Genomic DNA, 18,684 nt, shown 5'->3' with positions numbered 1-18,684 from the left:
GACTATAGCGCAAAGCGCTGCTGGAAACGCCAGTAGCGTCCCGCTTTTGAGATTAATTCGTCATGGCTGCCGGATTCGATAATCTGCCCACCGTCAAGCACACAGATGCGATCCATTTTTTCCAGTCCGCTCAGGCGATGCGTCACCATGATCAACGTTTTTCCTTGGCTAACCTGCTGTAGTAACGTGAGAATCTGCTGCTCGGTCGCGGCATCCAGACCCTCGGTCGGCTCATCCAGCAGCCACAGATCGCCATCGTGCAGCAGCGCACGGGCAATCGCCAGCCGGCGCAGTTCACCGCCGGACAGCGGTCGGCCACCTTCACCCATCCACGCATTCAGTCCTTCGCTGTGCTGCGTCAGATGCGCCAGTCCAACCCGCTGTAATACGTCAATCAGCTGTGCATCGCTGGCCTGTGGTGCTGCCAGCAGCAGGTTAGCGCGCAGCGTCTGGCTGAACAGATGGACGCGCTGCGTGACGACGCTGATGCGCTGCCGCAGGCTGGCTTCGTCCCACGCCGCCAGATCAATCCCGTTCAGGCGAATCGTACCGCGCTGCGCTTCCCAGCCGCGCGTGATCAGCGCCAGCAGGCTGGATTTTCCGCAGCCGGTCGGGCCAAGCAGTGCCAGATGTTCACCGGCTGCTAACGTCAGGGAGAAATTGTGCAGCACCGCTTCTGGCCGCTGCGGATAGCTGAAATCGATCTGTTCCAGCGTCAGGCTGAGGCCGCGCTGCGTCGCGACCGGTTGTGTCGGGAAGTGAATCGCTGGCGGTTGATCGATGATCTCCTGCACGCGCTGCGCCGCGTGCGTCACCTGCGCCAGTGGCAGAAATGCGCCGGCCACCGGTGCCAGCGCTTCAAACGCGGCCAGCGCGCAAAACACAAACAGGGCAATCAGTGCACCCGGTGTGCTATTGGTGCCGACGCCGCTGGCGGCCAGCCACAGCAGCAGCGTAACGGTACTGCCGGCGATCAACGTAAGCAGGCTCTGCGCCAGCGCCTGCAGCCGGTGTTGCTGCTGCTGCGCCTGTTGCCACGCACGTTCTTCCTGATCCAGCCGCTGTCGCCACAGCGCCGCCGCGCCGTAAATCTGCAGTTCGGCCAGTCCGCTGAGCCAGTGCGTCAGTTGCAGGCGCCAGCGAGCCTGGTAACGGGCAATGTGCGCGCCGGTGCGCGCGCCGAGTCGCCAGAAAAGCGGCGGCATCAGCAGCAGCGTCAGCAACATGATCGCCCCGAGCAGCAGCGCCAGTCGCATATCGAGTAGCGCCAGGCCACAGGTCACCACCACAATCACCACCGCCGCACCCAGCAGTGGAGAAATAACGCGTAAATAGAGATGGTCGAGAGTATCGACATCGCTGACAAAGCGGTTCAGCAGTTCGCCGTGACGAAAGCGCGCCAGCTGCGCCGGTGCCAGCGCCATCAGCCGGCTGAAGGTAAAGACGCGCAGATGTTGCAGCACGCGGAAAGTGGCGTCGTGGCTGACCAGCCGTTCAAAATAGCGCGCGGCGGTGCGGGTGATTGCCGCGCCACGCACGCCGGCTGCGGGCAGCATGTAATTGAAGCTGTACAGGCCGGCGACGCCAGCCAGCGAAGAGGCAGCAAGAAACCAGCCGGACAGCGTCAGCAAGCCGATGCTGGCAAGCAGCGTGACAATCGCCAGCACCACGCCAAGACCTAAACGCCACGGATGGCGGCGATACAGGCGCAGGAAAGGCAGTAACGTGCGCATCAGGCAATCTCCTTCTGACGATGCTGCGCCAGCTCGCGCAGCGGGCCGGCTTCAGCGATCAGCTGTTGCCAGTGGCCCTGCTGCACCAGTTGTCCGGCCTGCATCACCCACACCTCATCCCATTGGTCGAGGGCGTGCAGCTGATGGGTAATCATTAACGTAGTTTGCTGCTGTGCGGCCTGCTGTAGCGCGCCCATCACGTGCTGCTCACTCTGGCTGTCGAGCCCGGATCCCGGTTCGTCCAGCAGCAGCAGGCGGGCCGGTTTCAGCAGCGCCCGCGCAACGGCGATGCGCTGTGCCTGCCCAACGGACAGGCCGATGCCGCCATCGCCAACTGGCGTATCCAGCCCCTGCGGCAGACGCGACAAAAATTCGCTGACGCCAGCGCGCTGCAGCACGGCGGTCAGCGTGGCCTCGTCCACCAGCGTGTCAGTGAGCTGGAGATTGTCACGCAGCGTCGCCGCCGGCAGCTGCGGATTTTGTCCTACCCAGGCCAGCTGCTGCTGCCAGCTGCTGCGGCTGATGTCACGCAGTTCCTGGCCGTTAATGCACAGTGAACCCTGGTAGGGCAGAAAACCGAGCAGGACATTCATCAGCGCACTTTTTCCGGCCCCGCTTTGTCCGACCAGCGCCACGCGCTGACCGGGAGCAAGGCTGAAATTCAGCGGCTGTGACAGCGCCTCGCCGGTGGCGGTCATGATCACCACATCCTGCGCCCGGAGGGAGAGTGGCGCGTCAGCATCCAGCGTCTGCGTGGCCGTCTGCGGCGCGCGCTGGGGCGTTTCGCGCAGGAAGGTATCCAGCGCGTCTGCGCCGCCCACCGCCTGCGCTTTGGCATGGTAAAAGGTGCCAAGATCGCGCAGCGGCTGGAAAAATTCGGGGGCAAGAATCAACGCGAGGAAACCGGCAAACAGCGTTACGCCGGTGCCGTAATGGCCAAAATTGAGTTCACCCAGGTACGAGAAGCCGAAATAGACCGCGACCACGGCAATCGCCAGTGAGGCGAAAAACTCCAGCACCGCAGAGGAGAGAAAGGCGAGGCGCAGTACTTCCATGGTGCGCTGACGAAAATCCTGCGTAGTGGCGGCAATCGCCTGCTGCTCAGCGTCCGCGCGGTGAAACAGGCGCAGCGTTTCGCGTCCGCGCAGCCGGTCATAGAAATCGCCGCTCAGACGCGCCAGCGCAAGAAAATTACGCCGATTGGCATCGGCCGCACCCATGCCGACCAGCGCCATAAACAGCGGAATCAGCGGTGCGGTCGCCAGCAGAATCAGTCCGGCAGCCCAGTTAATCGGGAAAATGGCGATCAGGATGGCGCAGGGCACAAACACCGCCAGCGACATCTGCGGCAGATAGCGCGCGTAATACTCCTGCATCTCTTCAATCTGTTCCAGCAGCAGCGTTGCCCAGCTCCCGGCCGGTTTGCCCTGAATCCAGGCCGGACCGAGCGCGTTCAGCCGGTCCAGCACCTGTTGCCGCAGTGCACGGCGAATCGCCACGCCAGCCCTGAAACCGGCCATCTCACGACCATAGTGCAGCGCGGCGCGCAGTGCGAAGCACAGCAGTAGTAACAGGAAATCACTCACCAGTTCAGCGCGGGGTTGCTGTTCCACCAGCAGTTTTTGCAGCAGGGAGGCCAGTAGCCAGGCCTGGGCGATGAGAATTAACGCCGCAGCAAAACCTGCCAGCGAAGCCAGTCGCAGGCTGCGTGCGCCATGATGACGTTGCTGGCGTAACCAGCGCAGCAGTTCGTGTTGCCGTGATTTGTTCATGCGAAGCCGTTTGATCACCGTGACGAGAGGCAAAATCCGACGCTAAATGCCGGACAGACGGGTGGCAGAACTGTAGCACGCAGGCGATAAAAAAGGCGACCAAAAGTGGCCGCCTCAGTGCAATTATGATCAGATAATTAACAACTTACTTATCGTTTTTAACCAGACCATCCAGATAACGTTCCGCATCCAGCGCGGCCATACAGCCGGTACCGGCAGAGGTAATGGCCTGACGATAGATGTGGTCCATTACGTCACCGGCAGCGAACACGCCCGGCACGCTGGTCTGTGTCGCATTGCCCTGCAGGCCGGACTGCACTTTGATATAGCCGTTTTCCAGATCCAGCTGGCCATCGAAAATCGCCGTGTTCGGACTATGACCGATGGCGACAAACAGGCCCGCCACTTCCAGCGAGAGCGGAGCTTCACCTTTGGTTGACGAGAGTTTCAACCCGGTGACGCCCATCTGATCGCCTACCACCTCGTCCAGCGCGCGGTCAGTGTGCAGCACGATGTTGCCGTTACGCACTTTCTCCATCAGGCGGTCAATCAGGATTTTCTCAGCGCGGAAGCTGTCACGACGGTGAATCAGGTGCACTTCGGAAGCGATGTTTGCCAGATAGAGCGCCTCTTCAACGGCCGTATTACCGCCGCCGATAACCGCGACTTTTTGGTTGCGATAGAAGAAACCATCACAGGTGGCGCAGGCCGAAACCCCTTTGCCTTTGAATGCCTCTTCTGACGGCAGGCCGAGGTAGCGCGCTGAAGCACCGGTCGCGATGATCAGCGCATCCGCCGTGTATTCGCCGCTGTCGCCGGTCAGGCGGAACGGACGGTTCTGCAAATCAACCGTGTGAATATGATCGAAAATGATTTCGGTGTTGAACTTCTCAGCATGCTCCTGCATGCGTTCCATCAGCGCAGGGCCGGTCAGATCGTACGGGTCGCCCGGCCAGTTTTCGACTTCAGTCGTGGTGGTGAGCTGGCCGCCTTTTTCCAGTCCGGTAATCAAAACCGGGTTCAGGTTAGCGCGGGCGGCATAAACCGCTGCGGTGTAACCGGCAGGGCCGGAGCCCAGAATGAGCAGCTTACTGTGTTTGGCCGTACTCATGCGTTCCTCAGTGTGTGTCTGACAACATAGTTTTCGATTGTAGGGAAATTACTGTCGCAAAAAAAGGTTTCAGCAATTTTGTTAACAATCACTGCAAGCGGCGTAGACGATGAATGGCATTTCTGCACGCGCGCTGCGCCAAAAGGGGGCATTGCTCGGCAATTTGTGGTGCAGCTGTATAAAAATTCTCATTTAAAAACAGCAACCCAGTACGCTGTCTGGCATCTTGTACTGAATTTGGATGTTTTACTTTGACAATCGCCTGCGCTTTTGCGAAAACATTGTCAGAAGCAGAGAAAATTTAGCGGTTCGAAACAGAATTTCAGCTCTGTTTTGCGCAATTTCGCCAAATAAACTCAGCCTGACATTGGTAATGACGCATGATGTGGACAGACAGCATGCGTCATACGGATGGTCGCGTTACTGCACAGGCTTAAAGACTTCACTTCAGTAAGGCCCTGAACATTGAACGTTTTCAGGGTTTGGCAGGTAAAGGGAAGGAATTAAGAGAGACAATAATAATGGTAGACAACAAGAAACGCCCCGGAAAAGATCTGGATCGGATCGACAGAAATATTCTGAATGAACTGCAGAAAGACGGTCGTATTTCCAACGTTGAGCTTTCAAAACGTGTCGGCCTCTCGCCAACACCTTGTCTTGAACGCGTACGTCGCCTGGAACGTCAGGGTTTCATTCTGGGCTACACCGCGCAGCTGAACCCGCACTATCTCGATGCTTCACTGCTGGTATTCGTTGAGATTACTCTGAATCGCGGCGCGCCGGATGTGTTTGAACAATTTAACGCCGCCGTACAAAAACTTGAGGAAACTCAAGAATGTCACCTCGTTTCCGGTGACTTTGACTACCTGTTGAAAACCCGCGTGCCGGATATGTCCGCCTATCGTAAACTGCTGGGTGAGACCTTGCTGCGCCTGCCGGGCGTCAACGACACCCGTACCTACGTGGTGATGGAAGAGGTCAAACAGAGCAATCGTCTGGTGATTAAGACCCGGTAACGCAGGGCAGGTGCAAAGCTTGCAGGATTTCGGTACACTCCTGTGAATTCATACAGGACCAGCGTCAGGCAAGCCTGGCGCTGTTGCCTTCTTAATTTACAGGCACCTGGAGAGTTCTCTTGAGCCAGGAATATACAGAAGACAAAGACGTTTCATTACAACCACTGAGCAGCGGACGTCGGCTGCTGGAAGCGTTGCTCATCCTGGTGGCCTTGTTTGCCATCTATCTGATGGTGTCGCTGGTTAGCTTTAATCCCTCCGATCCCAGCTGGTCACAAACCGCCTGGCACGAGCCGATCCACAATCTGGGCGGCAGCGTGGGCGCATGGCTGGCCGATACCCTGCTGTTTATTTTTGGTGTGATGGCCTACGCCATTCCGCCAGTGATTATTGGTCTGTGCTGGATCACTTTCCGTCAGCGCGATCGCCAGGATTACATCGACTATTTTGCGGTGGGCCTGCGGCTGATTGGTGTGCTGGCGCTGGTGGTGACTACCTGCGGACTGGCCGCGCTGAACGTGGACGATATCTGGTATTTTGCCTCCGGCGGCGTAATTGGCAGCCTGGTGAGCAATGCGATGGCGCCGTGGTTCAGCGGTGCCGGCGGCACGCTGACGCTGCTGTGCGTCTGGGCGGCGGGTATCACGCTTTATACCGGCTGGTCCTGGCTGGCGATTGCTGAGAAGATCGGCAGCGTGGTGATGGGCGTGCTGACCTTTGCCAGCAACCGCTCGCGCCATGATGAACCCTGGCAGGAAGAAGACGACTACGACGAGGCGCACCCCGACGAAGCGGTTCCGCCACTGCGCGCTGCGCCGGCTCAGGACGACGAAGATGACGTACTGCTGGCTAAGCCCCGACAGGTAGCGGAACCTGTGGCTGAAGTCGCCAGCGACGATCCCCTGCTGGCGAAAGCCAGTGCGGCTACCGTGGCTGCGCTGGCCGCCACCAGTGACGCCGCACGTCAGGCGCCGGCCGTCGCTGCACCTGAGCCATCCGCACCGGCGGTAAACGTAGCTCCACAACCTGCGCCGTCACAGCTGACTGCGGCTGCTCCGGCATCGGCATCCGTTGCCAGTGCGCCTGCGGCGCCAGCTATTCCGCCAGCAGAACCTGCGCCAGCGGCTCCTCCGTTATATCGCTTCGAAGTGCCTGCATCACCGGCCGCCGACGCCTTCTCGCTCGCTGAAGAAGATGATGGCCCGCGCATGGGTAACTGGCAGAGTGCCGATCAGGCCGCCACACCGCTGAATACGGCAGCCGCTGCCGCACTCGGTTCAGCGACGGCCGCTGCTGCTGCCCGCTCTGCGGCTTACACGCCAGCCTTTGATGTGGTGCCGGAGCGCGATTATAACCCGCAGGTGAAACAGGGTATTGGCCCGGAACTGCCGCGTCCTAACAAGGTTAAGCTGCCAACCCGGCGTGAGCTGGCCTCATACGGTATCAAACTGCCATCGCAACGCATGGCAGAAGAGAAGGCCCGTGAAGAGGCCGACCAGCAGCAGCCGGAAATCAGCGCCAGCTGGCAAGTGCCACAGCCGCACGATGATGATAATGCTGCGCTGCAGGAAGCCCAGCTGCGCGAAGCGTTCCATTCGCAGCAGCAGCAGCGCTACGGCGACAGCTGGCAGCAGCAGCCGGCAGAGGAAGAAGATGAAGAGGCGCTGCAGCAGGCTCAGCTGGCGCAGCAGTTTGCTCAGCAGCAGCAACAGCGTTACAGCCAGCCTGAGCAGGAGAGCGCGCCGGTATTTAATCTGGATACCTCAGCCGCGTTTGATTTCTCTCCGATGAAAGATCTGGTTGATGACACGCCGAGCGAACCGCTGTTTACCATTGCCGCCACGCCAGAGCCGGACGCCCCGGCCCAGTGGCAGCAGCCAGCGGCACCTGAGCCGGCGGTACCCGCATCGCTGAGCGAGGAAACCAGCCCGTGGTCAACGCCAGACGACGAGGTTTACGCCGCGCCGGCTGAAACGCCGAAGCCTGTCGCCCCTGCGCAGGACAGCCTGTTCCACCCCTTCCTGGTGCGTCACGAACAGCCGCTGGAGAAACCTTCCACGCCGCTGCCGACGCTGGATCTGCTGACGTCGCCGCCGGCCGAAGAGGAACCGGTGGATATGTTCGCACTGGAACAGACCGCGCGTCTGGTTGAAGCGCGTCTGGCGGATTACCGCGTAAAAGCCGAAGTGGTGGGCATCTCTCCAGGGCCGGTAATCACCCGCTTTGAACTGGATCTGGCGCCGGGCGTCAAGGCCGCACGTATTTCTAACCTGTCGCGTGACCTGGCACGTTCGCTCTCTGCCGTTGCGGTGCGTGTGGTTGAGGTGATTCCGGGCAAGCCTTATGTCGGCCTCGAACTCCCCAATAAACATCGTCAGACCGTTTACCTGCGTGAGGTGCTGGACTGCGATAAGTTCCGCGACAACCCTTCGCCGCTGTCGGTGGTGCTGGGTAAAGATATTTCTGGTCAGCCCGTGGTGGCCGATCTGGCGAAGATGCCGCACCTGCTGGTGGCCGGTACCACCGGTTCCGGTAAGTCGGTTGGCGTCAACACCATGATCATCAGCATGCTGTATAAAGCCACGCCGGAAGAAGTGCGCTTTATCATGATCGACCCGAAAATGCTCGAGCTGTCAGTGTATGAGGGCATTCCCCATCTGCTGACGGAAGTGGTCACCGACATGAAAGACGCGGCCAACGCGCTGCGCTGGAGTGTGGTCGAGATGGAGCGCCGCTATAAGCTGATGTCTGCGCTGGGCGTGCGTAATCTGGCCGGCTATAACGAGAAGATCGAGCAGGCTGCCGCAATGGGCCGTCCAATTCCGGATCCGTTCTGGAAACCGGGCGACAGCATGGACACCACGCCGCCGGTGCTGGAAAAACTGCCGTACATTGTGGTTCTGGTTGATGAGTTCGCTGACCTGATGATGGCGGTGGGCAAGAAGGTCGAAGAGCTGATCGCGCGCCTGGCACAGAAAGCCCGTGCGGCAGGTATTCACCTGGTGCTGGCTACCCAGCGTCCATCGGTGGATGTGATTACCGGCCTGATTAAAGCCAACATTCCGACGCGCATCGCCTTTACTGTGTCCAGCAAAATTGACTCGCGTACCATTCTCGATCAGGGCGGTGCGGAATCCCTGCTGGGTATGGGTGACATGCTCTACATGCCACCTAACTCCTCCATGCCGGTACGTGTTCACGGCGCCTTTGTGCGTGACCAGGAAGTGCATGCGGTGGTGCAGGACTGGAAAGCGCGTGGGCGACCGCAGTACATCGACAGCATTACCGCCGGTGAAGAGAGTGAAAGCGGTGCTGGCGGCCTGGACGGCGATGAAGAGCTGGATCCGCTGTTTGACCAGGCGGTGGCGTTCGTGGTGGAGAAACGCCGCGCGTCGATCTCCGGCGTGCAGCGCCAGTTCCGTATCGGCTACAACCGCGCGGCGCGGATTATCGAACAGATGGAGGCACAGGGCATTGTCTCGGAGCCGGGCCACAACGGTAACCGTGAAGTGCTGTCACCGCCACCTCACGAAATGTAAGACTTTTCTCCGCAGTGTTATACCGGGCCAGTGTAAACTGGCCCGTTGTTTATCTGTGGTCCGATCCCCATATCATTGGGAGCTTTCGGCTTTTTCTCCTGTCGAACTGACGGAGCGGCGACTACGGTTAATGCAGTAAGTGTCAGGAAACCATGAATAAGGAATCGTATCAGATGAAATTTCGCGTTATTGCCTGTGGCCTGCTGGCCGGTTTTGTTGCTTCTTCTGCCTTGGCGGATGCTTCCAGCGATCTGCAGCAGCGCCTTAATAAAGTGAACAGCTTCCATGCCAGCTTCAGTCAGAAGGTAACTGATGGTAACGGTGCAAATGTGCAGGACGGCGAAGGCGAACTGTGGGTGAAACGTCCGAGCCTGTTTAACTGGCACATGACCGCGCCGGACGAAAGCGTGATTATCTCCGACGGTAAAAATCTGTGGTTCTATAATCCTTTTGTGGAACAGGCGAGCGTTAGCCTGCTGCAGAATGCCACCAGCAATACGCCGTTTATGCTGATTGCGCGTAACCAGCCCTCTGACTGGCAGCAGTACAACATTAAGCAGCAGGGGGATAATTTTGAGCTGACGCCTAAAAGCAGCGATGGCAACCTGAAACAGTTCACCATCAATGTCACTTCCGCAGGCACCATCAATCAGTTCAGCGCGATTGAGCAGGATGGACAGCGCAGCAGCTATCAGCTGAAGAGCCAGAAAAATGGCGCTATCAGCCCGGATAAATTCACCTTTACGCCGCCAAAAGGGGTAACGGTGGACGATCAACGTCAGTGAGGTGAGGGTGAGTAACCTGTCGCTGGATTTTGCACCGTCAAATGAGTTCAGACCGCTGGCTGCGCGTATGCGGCCAGCGACGCTGCAGCAATATATTGGTCAGCAGCATCTGCTCGCGCCCGGTAAACCGTTGCCGCGCGCTATTGAGGCAGGTCAGCTGCACTCCATGATCTTATGGGGACCGCCGGGTACCGGTAAAACCACGCTGGCGGAGATCATTGCGCATTACGGCAAAGCTGATGTCGAACGCATTTCAGCGGTGACTTCCGGCGTTAAAGAGATCCGCGAGGCCATTGAGCGCGCGCGGCAGAACCGCCAGGTGGGGCGTCGCACTATTCTGTTTGTTGATGAGGTGCATCGCTTCAACAAGAGCCAGCAGGATGCGTTTCTGCCACACATTGAAGACGGCACCATCACCTTCATTGGCGCAACCACGGAAAATCCCTCCTTTGAACTGAACTCGGCACTGCTGTCGCGCGCCCGCGTTTACCTGCTTAAATCGCTGACCAGCGCAGATATTGAACAGGTGCTGGATCAGGCGATGCAGGATAAAACACGCGGTTACGGCGACAGCGATATTCTGTTACCGGACAATACCCGGCGCATGATCGCTGAACTGGTCAACGGTGATGCACGACGCGCACTGAATACGCTGGAAATGATGGCCGATATGGCTGAGCTCAATGCGCAGGGACAGCGGGAGCTAACGCCTCAGCTGCTGAATGAAGTGTCGGGTGAACGCGCGGCGCGTTTCGATAACAAAGGCGACCGCTTTTACGATCTCATCTCGGCACTGCACAAATCGGTTCGCGGTTCAGCCCCGGATGCGGCGCTTTACTGGTACGCGCGCATCATCACTGCCGGTGGCGATCCGCTGTACGTGGCGCGGCGACTGCTGGCGATTGCTTCGGAAGATGTCGGTAATGCCGATCCGCGTGCGATGCAGGTAGCAATTGCCGCATGGGATTGTTTTACCCGCGTCGGGCCTGCGGAAGGGGAACGTGCAATTGCCCAGGCAATTGTTTATCTGGCCTGTGCGCCAAAAAGCAATGCTGTTTATACCGCTTTCAAAGCGGCGATGCGTGATGCGCGTGAGTTCCCGGATTACGATGTGCCGGAACATCTGCGTAATGCACCGACGAAGCTGATGAAAGAGATGGGCCTCGGCAAAGAGTACCGTTACGCGCATGACGAACCCAATGCCTATGCGGCCGGCGAGGTGTTTTTCCCGCCGGAAATGGCGCAGACGCGCTACTATCAACCCACCAATCGTGGCCTTGAAAGCAAGATCGGTGAAAAACTCGCCTGGCTTGCTGAACAGGATCAAAATAGCCCGATAAAACGCTACCGCTGATAAACGCGTTACGGTAAGGTGAGCAAGGATTTCAATGCATTCCGGTGGAATGCATCCCTCCATTCGTTCAATCAACCTTTTATTACACAGGATAAGCATGCTCGATCCCAATCTGCTGCGTAATGAGCCAGACGCAGTCGCAGAAAAACTGGCACGCCGGGGATTTAAACTGGATGTGGATACGCTGCGCTCCCTCGAAGAGCGTCGTAAGGTTTTGCAGGTAGAAACTGAAAACCTGCAGGCTGAGCGTAACTCCCGCTCCAAATCCATCGGTCAGGCCAAAGCACGTGGGGAAGATATCGAGCCGCTGCGTCAGGAAGTGAACGCGCTGGGCGAACGCCTGGATGCGGCGAAAGCAGAGCTGGATACCCTGCAGAACGAAATTCGTGACTTTGCGCTTGCGCTGCCTAACCTGCCGGCCGACGAAGTGCCGCTGGGTAAAGATGACAGCGAAAACCAGGAAGTGAGCCGCTGGGGCCAGCCGCGCCAATTCGATTTCCCGGTGAAAGACCATGTAGAGCTGGGTGAAGCGGTCAAAGGGCTGGATTTCGCCTCGGCGGTGAAACTGACCGGTTCGCGCTTTATCGTGATGCAGGGCCAGATTGCTCGTCTGCATCGCGCGCTGAGCCAGTTCATGATCGATCTGCACAGCCAGCAGCACGGTTATCTGGAAACTTACGTGCCATATCTGGTGAACCACGAGACGCTGTACGGTACCGGTCAGTTACCAAAATTTGGTGAGGATCTGTTCCATACCAAACCGCTGGGCGAAGAAGCAGGCAGCAGCAACTATGCGCTGATCCCGACCGCCGAAGTGCCGCTGACTAACCTGGTGCGCGATGAGATCGTTGAAGAGGAATCTCTGCCGATCAAACTCACTGCCCACACGCCTTGCTTCCGTTCCGAAGCCGGTTCTTACGGACGCGATACGCGCGGTTTGATCCGTATGCACCAGTTCGACAAAGTGGAGATGGTGCAGATCGTCGCACCGGAAACCTCCATGGACGCGCTGGAAGAGCTGGTCGGCCATGCGGAGAAAGTGCTGCAGCTGCTGAACCTGCCGTACCGTAAAGTGCTGCTGTGCACCGGCGACATGGGCTTCGGCTCAGCCAAAACCTATGACCTGGAAGTCTGGCTGCCGGCGCAGGACACCTACCGTGAAATCTCCTCCTGCTCGAATATGTGGGATTTCCAGGCGCGCCGCATGCAGGCTCGCTGCCGCAGCAAAACGGACAAAAAACCGCGTCTGGTGCACACGCTGAATGGTTCAGGCCTGGCGGTGGGGCGTACGCTGGTGGCCGTGCTGGAAAACTATCAGCAGGCGGATGGTCGTATTACAGTGCCGGACGTGCTGCGCCCGTATATGGGCGGGCTGGAATATATCGGCTAACAGGCATTCATGCACAAACCCGGCTCAGGCCGGGTTTTTTATTTCTTAAGCGCGTCAGCCATTATTTTTTAACCGGAATTAATCAGAAATAAACGTTATCGTCATCGTTGCGCGTCAAACCATCAAAAATGTATAAATTCATGTAGATAGATTCAGATATAAGACCTTTCTGTAGTCCTGTAACCCGCTGAAGATAAAAATAATAAATTGTTCAGCAGCAAAATGTGCGGCGCTGTTTTTTTGCACATTGACTTTGCCATCGCCAATGGCAAACTGCGCGCAAATCTGTTCATTTCTTTTGGTTTTATTCCATATGTCAACCTGGTCGCGCCCCGTCCTGCTGCTGCTTTGCGGCTTAATGCTGATGACGGTGTCTATTGCTGTGCTTAATACGCTGGTGCCGCTGTGGCTCACCCATGATCAACTGCCGACCTGGCAGGTGGGCATGGCGAGCTCTGCTTATTACACCGGCAACTTACTGGGCACCTTGCTGGCGGGCTGGTTGATTAATCGCTATGGCTTTAATCGCTGCTTTTACCTTGCCAGCGTACTGTTTGCGCTGGCAACCATGGGCATGGTGCTGCTGGACGGCTTTTACAGCTGGACGCTGCTGCGCTTCACCGCGGGCGTAGGCTGTGCACTGATTTGGGTGGTGGTTGAGAGTGCACTATTGTGCAGCGGTACCGTGCGCAATCGCGGTCAGCTGCTGGCCGCTTACATGATCATCTACTATCTTGGCACCGTTGCCGGTCAGCTGCTGGTGAGCCGTGTCTCGACAGAACTGCTGCACGTCATTCCCTGGGTGAGCGCGCTGATCGTCTGTGCCGTGCTGCCCGTGGTGTTTGTGCAGGTCAACGCCGGTGCGGCTACTGAAGAAGCCTCAACCGGGCGTATCTGGAGCATGCTGCGCCGCCGCAGCTCGCGGTTAGGTATCAACGGCTGCATTATCTCCGGTATCGTGCTCGGTTCGCTCTACGGCCTGATGCCGCTTTATCTTTCGCATCAGGGCATGAGCGATGCCACCGTGGGTTACTGGATGGCGCTGCTGGTCAGTGCCGGGATTGTCGGTCAGTGGCCGGTAGGGCGTCTGGCCGACCGCTTTGGTCGCCTGATGGTGCTGCGCGTGCAGGTGTTCGTGGTGATTCTGGGTGCGATTGCTATGCTGAGCGGAACGGCAATGGCGCCGGCACTGTTTGTGCTGGGGCTGGCTGGCTTTACGCTTTATCCGGTAGCGATGTCCTGGGCGTGTGAAACGGTAGCGCATCATGAACTGGTGGCGATGAATCAGGCGCTGCTGTTCAGTTATACCGTTGGCAGTCTGGTCGGGCCGGGGATGACCGCAATGCTGATGCAGAACTATTCCGATCGCCTGCTGTTTGTGATGATTGCGGTGGTGGCGCTGGTCTATCTGGTGATGCTGCTGCGTAAAGCCGATCAGCATGCAACACCGGTGGCGCATGCCTGATGGCAGTGCTTAAACGGGACATTCGCAACCTGTCGCAAATGTCCCGGCGGTAACGCTCTGTTTCTTACCGGTAAAGCTTCAGCTGCAGGCCAACCGTCTTAATACATGACGTTGTGGCCGTAACCGGCAAGAATATTTTTCACCCGCTCCATGGTCTCTTTCGTTGGCGGCTTCACGCCTTCCAGCTTGTACTCTTCACCCATCGCAATCCATTTATGCTTGCCGAGTTCGTGATAAGGCAGCAGCTCGATCTTCTCAATGTTACTCATGCCTTTAGTAAATTCACCGAGGCGATGCACCGAATCGTCATCGTCCGAATAACCCGGCACCACCACATAGCGAATCCAGGTCCTTTTACCGCGCTTTTGCAGATAGCGGGCGAAATCCAGCGTGCGGTGGTTTGACACGCCGACCAGAATCTCATGGATATCATCGTTGATCTGCTTGAGGTCGAGCATCACCAGGTCAGTTGCATCAAGCAGTTCATCGATCACCGGATCGTAACGGCGCACAAAGCCGTTGGTGTCGAGGCAGGTATGGATGCCCTCGGCCTGGCAGGCGCGAAACCAGTCGCGCACAAATTCAGCCTGCAGAATGGCTTCACCGCCGGATGCCGTCACGCCGCCACCAGACGCATTCATAAAGTGGCGATACGACAGCACATCCCTCATCAGCTCATCGACGGTGATTTCCTTACCGCCGTGAGTGTCCCAGGTATCGCGGTTGTGGCAGTACAGGCAGCGCATCAGGCAGCCCTGGAAGAAGGTGATAAAACGGATGCCGGGACCGTCAACGGTGCCGCAGGATTCAAACGAGTGGATACGACCGATGGTTGACATTGCGATGTATTCTCCGGTTCAGCCTGGCGCGCAGGCGGCACAATCTGTGTTGTGCTCTGAGGATGTAAGTCGGTTTTGCCAGACTGCCTGCAAAAGCAGACTGGCGAAACTGGCTTGTGGAGAAAAGGCTCCCGCAGGAGCCTTTCGATTACAGTGAGGAGGATTACAGCGACTGAGTAAAGGTACGGGTAATCACATCCTGCTGCTGCTCTTTCGTCAGCGAGTTGAAACGTACGGCATAACCGGAAACGCGGATGGTCAGCTGTGGATATTTCTCAGGGTGCTCCATGGCATCCAGCAGCATTTCACGGTTCATGACGTTAACGTTCAGGTGCTGGCCGCCCTCGATACTGGCTTCGTGATGGAAGTAACCATCCATCAGGCCAGCAAGGTTGGTTTTACGCACGTTATCATCTTTGCCCAGCGCATTCGGTACGATAGAGAAGGTATAAGAGATACCGTCTTTGGCGTAGGCAAATGGCAGTTTGGCCACGGAAGTCAGTGAAGCGACAGCACCTTTCTGGTCACGGCCATGCATTGGGTTGGCACCTGGTCCAAATGGCGCACCGGAGCGGCGACCATCCGGGGTGTTACCGGTTTTCTTACCGTATACCACGTTGGAGGTGATGGTCAGTACCGACTGCGTTGGCACCGCATTACGGTAGGTCTGCAGTTTCTGAATTTTCTTCATGAAACGTTCAACCAGGTCACAGGCCAGATCATCCACGCGCGGGTCATTGTTACCGAACTGCGGATATTCACCTTCAATTTCGAAGTCCACTGCCAGACCATCGGCGTCACGTACCGGTTTCACTTTGGCATATTTAATCGCTGAAAGTGAGTCCGCGGCGACAGACAGGCCCGCGATACCACACGCCATGGTACGGTAAACGTCACGATCGTGCAGCGCCATCAGCGCAGCTTCATAACTGTACTTATCATGCATGTAGTGAATGATGTTGAGTGACGTGACGTACTGTTTTGCCAGCCAGTCCATGAAGTGGTCCAGACGCGCCATCACGGTGTCATAATCCAGCACATCGTCAGTGATTGGCGCTTCTTTCGGGCCGACCTGCATTTTCAGCTTCTCATCCACACCGCCGTTGATTGCGTACAGCAGTGTTTTAGCCAGGTTGGCACGTGCGCCGAAGAACTGCATTTGTTTACCGACAATCATCGGGCTCACGCAGCAGGCGATGGCGTAGTCATCATTGTCAAAGTCCGGACGCATCAGGTCATCGTTCTCATACTGCAGCGATGAGGTGTCGATGGAGACTTTTGCCGCATATTTTTTGAAGTTAACCGGCAGTTTCTCAGACCACAGGATGGTCATGTTTGGTTCCGGTGATGGACCCATGGTGTACAGCGTGTTCAGGAAGCGGAAGGTGCTTTTCGTCACCAGCGTACGACCGTCAACGCCCATACCAGCCAGTGATTCAGTGGCCCAGATTGGGTCGCCAGAGAACAGCTCATCGTATTCCGGCGTACGCAGGAAGCGCACCATACGCAGTTTCATCACCAGATGGTCAATCAGCTCCTGTGCCTGCTCTTCGCTCAGTTTACCGGCTTTGATATCGCGCTCGATGTAAACGTCGAGGAAGGTGGACACGCGACCAAACGACATCGCGGCACCGTTCTGTGATTTCACTGCTGCGAGGTAACCGAAGTAGGTCCACTGTACTGCTTCCTGCGCGGTAGTGGCTGGCAGAGAGATATCAAAGCCATATTTGGCTGCCATCTCTTTGATCTGGCCCAGTGCGCGGTGCTGTTCAGAAATCTCTTCACGCAGGCGAATGGTGGCCTCGAGATCAACACCATTTTCCATGTCACTCTGCAGTGAGTTGAACTGAGCCACTTTGTCTTTCATCAGGTAGTCGATGCCGTACAGTGCGACGCGACGGTAGTCACCGATAATACGACCGCGGCCATACGCATCTGGCAGACCGGTCAGCACGCCGGATTTACGGCAGCGCAGGATATCCGGGGTGTAAACGTCAAACACGCCCTGGTTGTGGGTTTTGCGGTAATCGGTGAAAACTTTCTTAAGCGCTGGGTCCAGCTCGCGGCCGTAAACTTTACAGGAGCCTTCCACCATTTTGATGCCGCCAAACGGGATAATGGCGCGTTTCAGCGGGGCTTCAGTCTGCAGACCAACGATGGTTTCCAGCGATTTGTTAATATAGCCCGCATCGTGTGAGGTGATGGTAGACGCTAAATCAGTGTCGAAATCAACCGGTGCATGGGTACGGTTTTCAATTTTGATGCCTTCCAGCACGCTGTCCCACAGTTTGGTGGTGGCTGGCGTCGCGCCGGCGAGGAATGCTTCGTCACCTTCATACGGCGTGTAGTTTTTTTGGATGAAGTCACGGACGTTGACGCTGTTCTGCCATTCACCGGCGCTAAATCCTTCCCAGGCTGACGCCATTTTTTCATTCAGTTCGGACATGATATACCTGCCTTATTTAGGGAGACTGTGACGTATGGCGCGCTGCTCAGCACGCCCGTACTTAATGACTCAGTGCGCGGACTCACCGTCGCGCAGATAGATAACCCAATAGGTCAACCCGACTAACAGACCGCCGCCAATGATGTTGCCGATGGTTACGGGAATCAGGTTATTAACAATAAAATCGCCAATGCCCAGTGCAGGAAATTGCGCCGCGCTGGCACCGGTCATCTGCCAGAATTCCGGGCTGGCAAAATCGCGAATCATGATGGCCATCGGGATCAGGAACATATTGGCGATGCTGTGCTCAAAGCCGCTGGCTACGAACATCGCAACCGGTAAAATCATCGCTACCATTTTGTCGAGCAGGCTACGGCCGGAGTAGCTCATCCACACCGCCAGACACACCATCAGGTTAGCCAGTGTACCGAGGCTTACCGCTTCGATAAACGTATGATGCATTTTGTGGTCGGCGGTCTGTAAGACATTCAATCCCCAGGCACCATTTGCGACCATATGCTCACCGGCCAGCCAAATCAGCGCCACAAAAAACAGCGCGCCGCACAGGTTGCCAACGTAGACATTGAGCCAGTGACGACCCAGTTGCAGCCAGGTAATGCGTCCGCTGGCTTTAGCCACCACAATCAGCACCGTTGAAGTAAACAAATCAGCGCCGCAGACCACAACCAGCATTAAACCCAGTGAGAAGCAGATGCCACCGATCAATTTGGCCATGCCGTACGGCATAGTGCCGCTGCCCGTGGTGGCGGTGATATAAAACACAAAGGCAATGGAAATAAAGACGCCAGCAGTGATAGCCAGAAAGAAGGTGGTTAAGGGATGTTTCGTCGCTTTAAAGACACCGGCATCTTCTGCGACTTTTGCCATCGCCGCCGGTAATAATGAATTAAAAGGGTTGTCAGCTTTCACACTAACGCTCTCCAGAAATTGTCTGTAAAGATACTAACAAAGGAGTATAGGTCAGGAGTTGATGTGGATCATATTTGCCGAAACGGCAGGGTTAAGCAAAGCCGCAAAACGACCAGAAAATCAATTAAGATATTGAAATTTATTCAATAAATAATTTTTAATTTATGCAAAATAAGTTGAAGGTGCGGCAGGCTTAAGGGCTGTTTTGTTAAATACTGTTTATCAATGATAGTGAATTGTTATTTATTATTTTCTGCGCCCGATGAATTTTCAGCGGCATAAAAAAAGGGCACTGGATACTGCC

Annotated in this window: 12 protein-coding genes; 6 read left to right on the top strand and 6 right to left on the bottom strand. The window is 56.7% G+C overall.

What is annotated here, in order from left to right; genetic code table 11:
- Window positions 1–2: 2 nt before the first annotated feature.
- From cydC to trxB, 3 genes are all read right to left on the bottom strand, one after another.
- Window positions 3–1,733, bottom strand: coding sequence for a heme ABC transporter ATP-binding protein/permease CydC (cydC, locus tag C1N60_RS13200; RefSeq protein ID WP_394520958.1), 1,731 nt, complete (start codon window positions 1,731–1,733; stop codon window positions 3–5).
- Entirely contained in the window at window positions 1,733–3,505 is a 1,773-nt protein-coding gene (cydD, locus tag C1N60_RS13195) for a heme ABC transporter permease/ATP-binding protein CydD (RefSeq protein WP_394520957.1), read from the bottom strand. The genes cydC and cydD overlap by 1 nt, the downstream gene beginning before the upstream one ends.
- A gap of 145 nt (window positions 3,506–3,650) precedes the next feature.
- Window positions 3,651–4,616 carry a thioredoxin-disulfide reductase gene (trxB, locus tag C1N60_RS13190; protein WP_394520956.1) on the bottom strand — a complete coding sequence of 322 codons (966 nt, stop codon included), beginning with the start codon at window positions 4,614–4,616 and terminating at the stop codon, window positions 3,651–3,653.
- A 521-nt stretch (window positions 4,617–5,137) separates the two neighbouring features.
- Here trxB and lrp point away from each other — a divergent pair.
- The 6 genes from lrp to C1N60_RS13160 all read left to right on the top strand — a co-directional run bounded on the left by lrp (window position 5,138) and on the right by C1N60_RS13160 (window position 14,165).
- Window positions 5,138–5,632, top strand: coding sequence for a leucine-responsive transcriptional regulator Lrp (gene lrp / locus C1N60_RS13185; protein WP_006118610.1), 495 nt, complete (start codon window positions 5,138–5,140; stop codon window positions 5,630–5,632).
- A 119-nt stretch (window positions 5,633–5,751) separates the two neighbouring features.
- Window positions 5,752–9,171: a DNA translocase FtsK 4TM domain-containing protein gene (locus C1N60_RS13180; protein ID WP_394520955.1), complete on the top strand. Its 3,420-nt coding sequence runs from the start codon at window positions 5,752–5,754 to the stop codon at window positions 9,169–9,171.
- 173 nt (window positions 9,172–9,344) lie between these two features.
- The gene (gene lolA, locus C1N60_RS13175; protein WP_058758036.1) at window positions 9,345–9,956 is read left to right on the top strand and encodes an outer membrane lipoprotein chaperone LolA; all 612 of its coding nucleotides are present in this window, start codon (window positions 9,345–9,347) and stop codon (window positions 9,954–9,956) included.
- A 7-nt stretch (window positions 9,957–9,963) separates the two neighbouring features.
- Window positions 9,964–11,310 (top strand): replication-associated recombination protein A, encoded by a 1,347-nt coding sequence (locus tag C1N60_RS13170; protein ID WP_088516417.1) that lies wholly within the window; start codon window positions 9,964–9,966, stop codon window positions 11,308–11,310.
- A gap of 97 nt (window positions 11,311–11,407) precedes the next feature.
- Window positions 11,408–12,700, top strand: a complete 1,293-nt coding sequence (serS, locus tag C1N60_RS13165) for a serine--tRNA ligase (RefSeq protein ID WP_058757768.1) — start codon at window positions 11,408–11,410, stop codon at window positions 12,698–12,700.
- 313 nt (window positions 12,701–13,013) lie between these two features.
- Entirely contained in the window at window positions 13,014–14,165 is a 1,152-nt protein-coding gene (locus tag C1N60_RS13160) for an MFS transporter (RefSeq protein ID WP_058769542.1), read from the top strand.
- 98 nt (window positions 14,166–14,263) lie between these two features.
- On the opposite strand, the gene pflA is transcribed toward C1N60_RS13160, so the two are convergent.
- From pflA to focA, 3 genes are all read right to left on the bottom strand, one after another.
- Window positions 14,264–15,004, bottom strand: a complete 741-nt coding sequence (gene pflA / locus C1N60_RS13155) for a pyruvate formate lyase 1-activating protein (RefSeq protein WP_021508352.1) — start codon at window positions 15,002–15,004, stop codon at window positions 14,264–14,266.
- Between the two features lie 163 nt (window positions 15,005–15,167).
- Window positions 15,168–17,450, bottom strand: coding sequence for a formate C-acetyltransferase (gene pflB, locus C1N60_RS13150; RefSeq protein WP_264441465.1), 2,283 nt, complete (start codon window positions 17,448–17,450; stop codon window positions 15,168–15,170).
- A gap of 69 nt (window positions 17,451–17,519) precedes the next feature.
- Window positions 17,520–18,380, bottom strand: a complete 861-nt coding sequence (gene focA, locus C1N60_RS13145; RefSeq protein ID WP_125308448.1) for a formate transporter FocA — start codon at window positions 18,378–18,380, stop codon at window positions 17,520–17,522.
- Window positions 18,381–18,684: the final 304 nt, after the last annotated feature.

The sequence above is a fragment of the Pantoea sp. SGAir0184 genome, assembly GCF_043544755.1.
The sequence above is the reverse complement of the archived record's forward strand: the minus strand, read 5'-3'. Positions and strand labels throughout refer to the sequence as shown.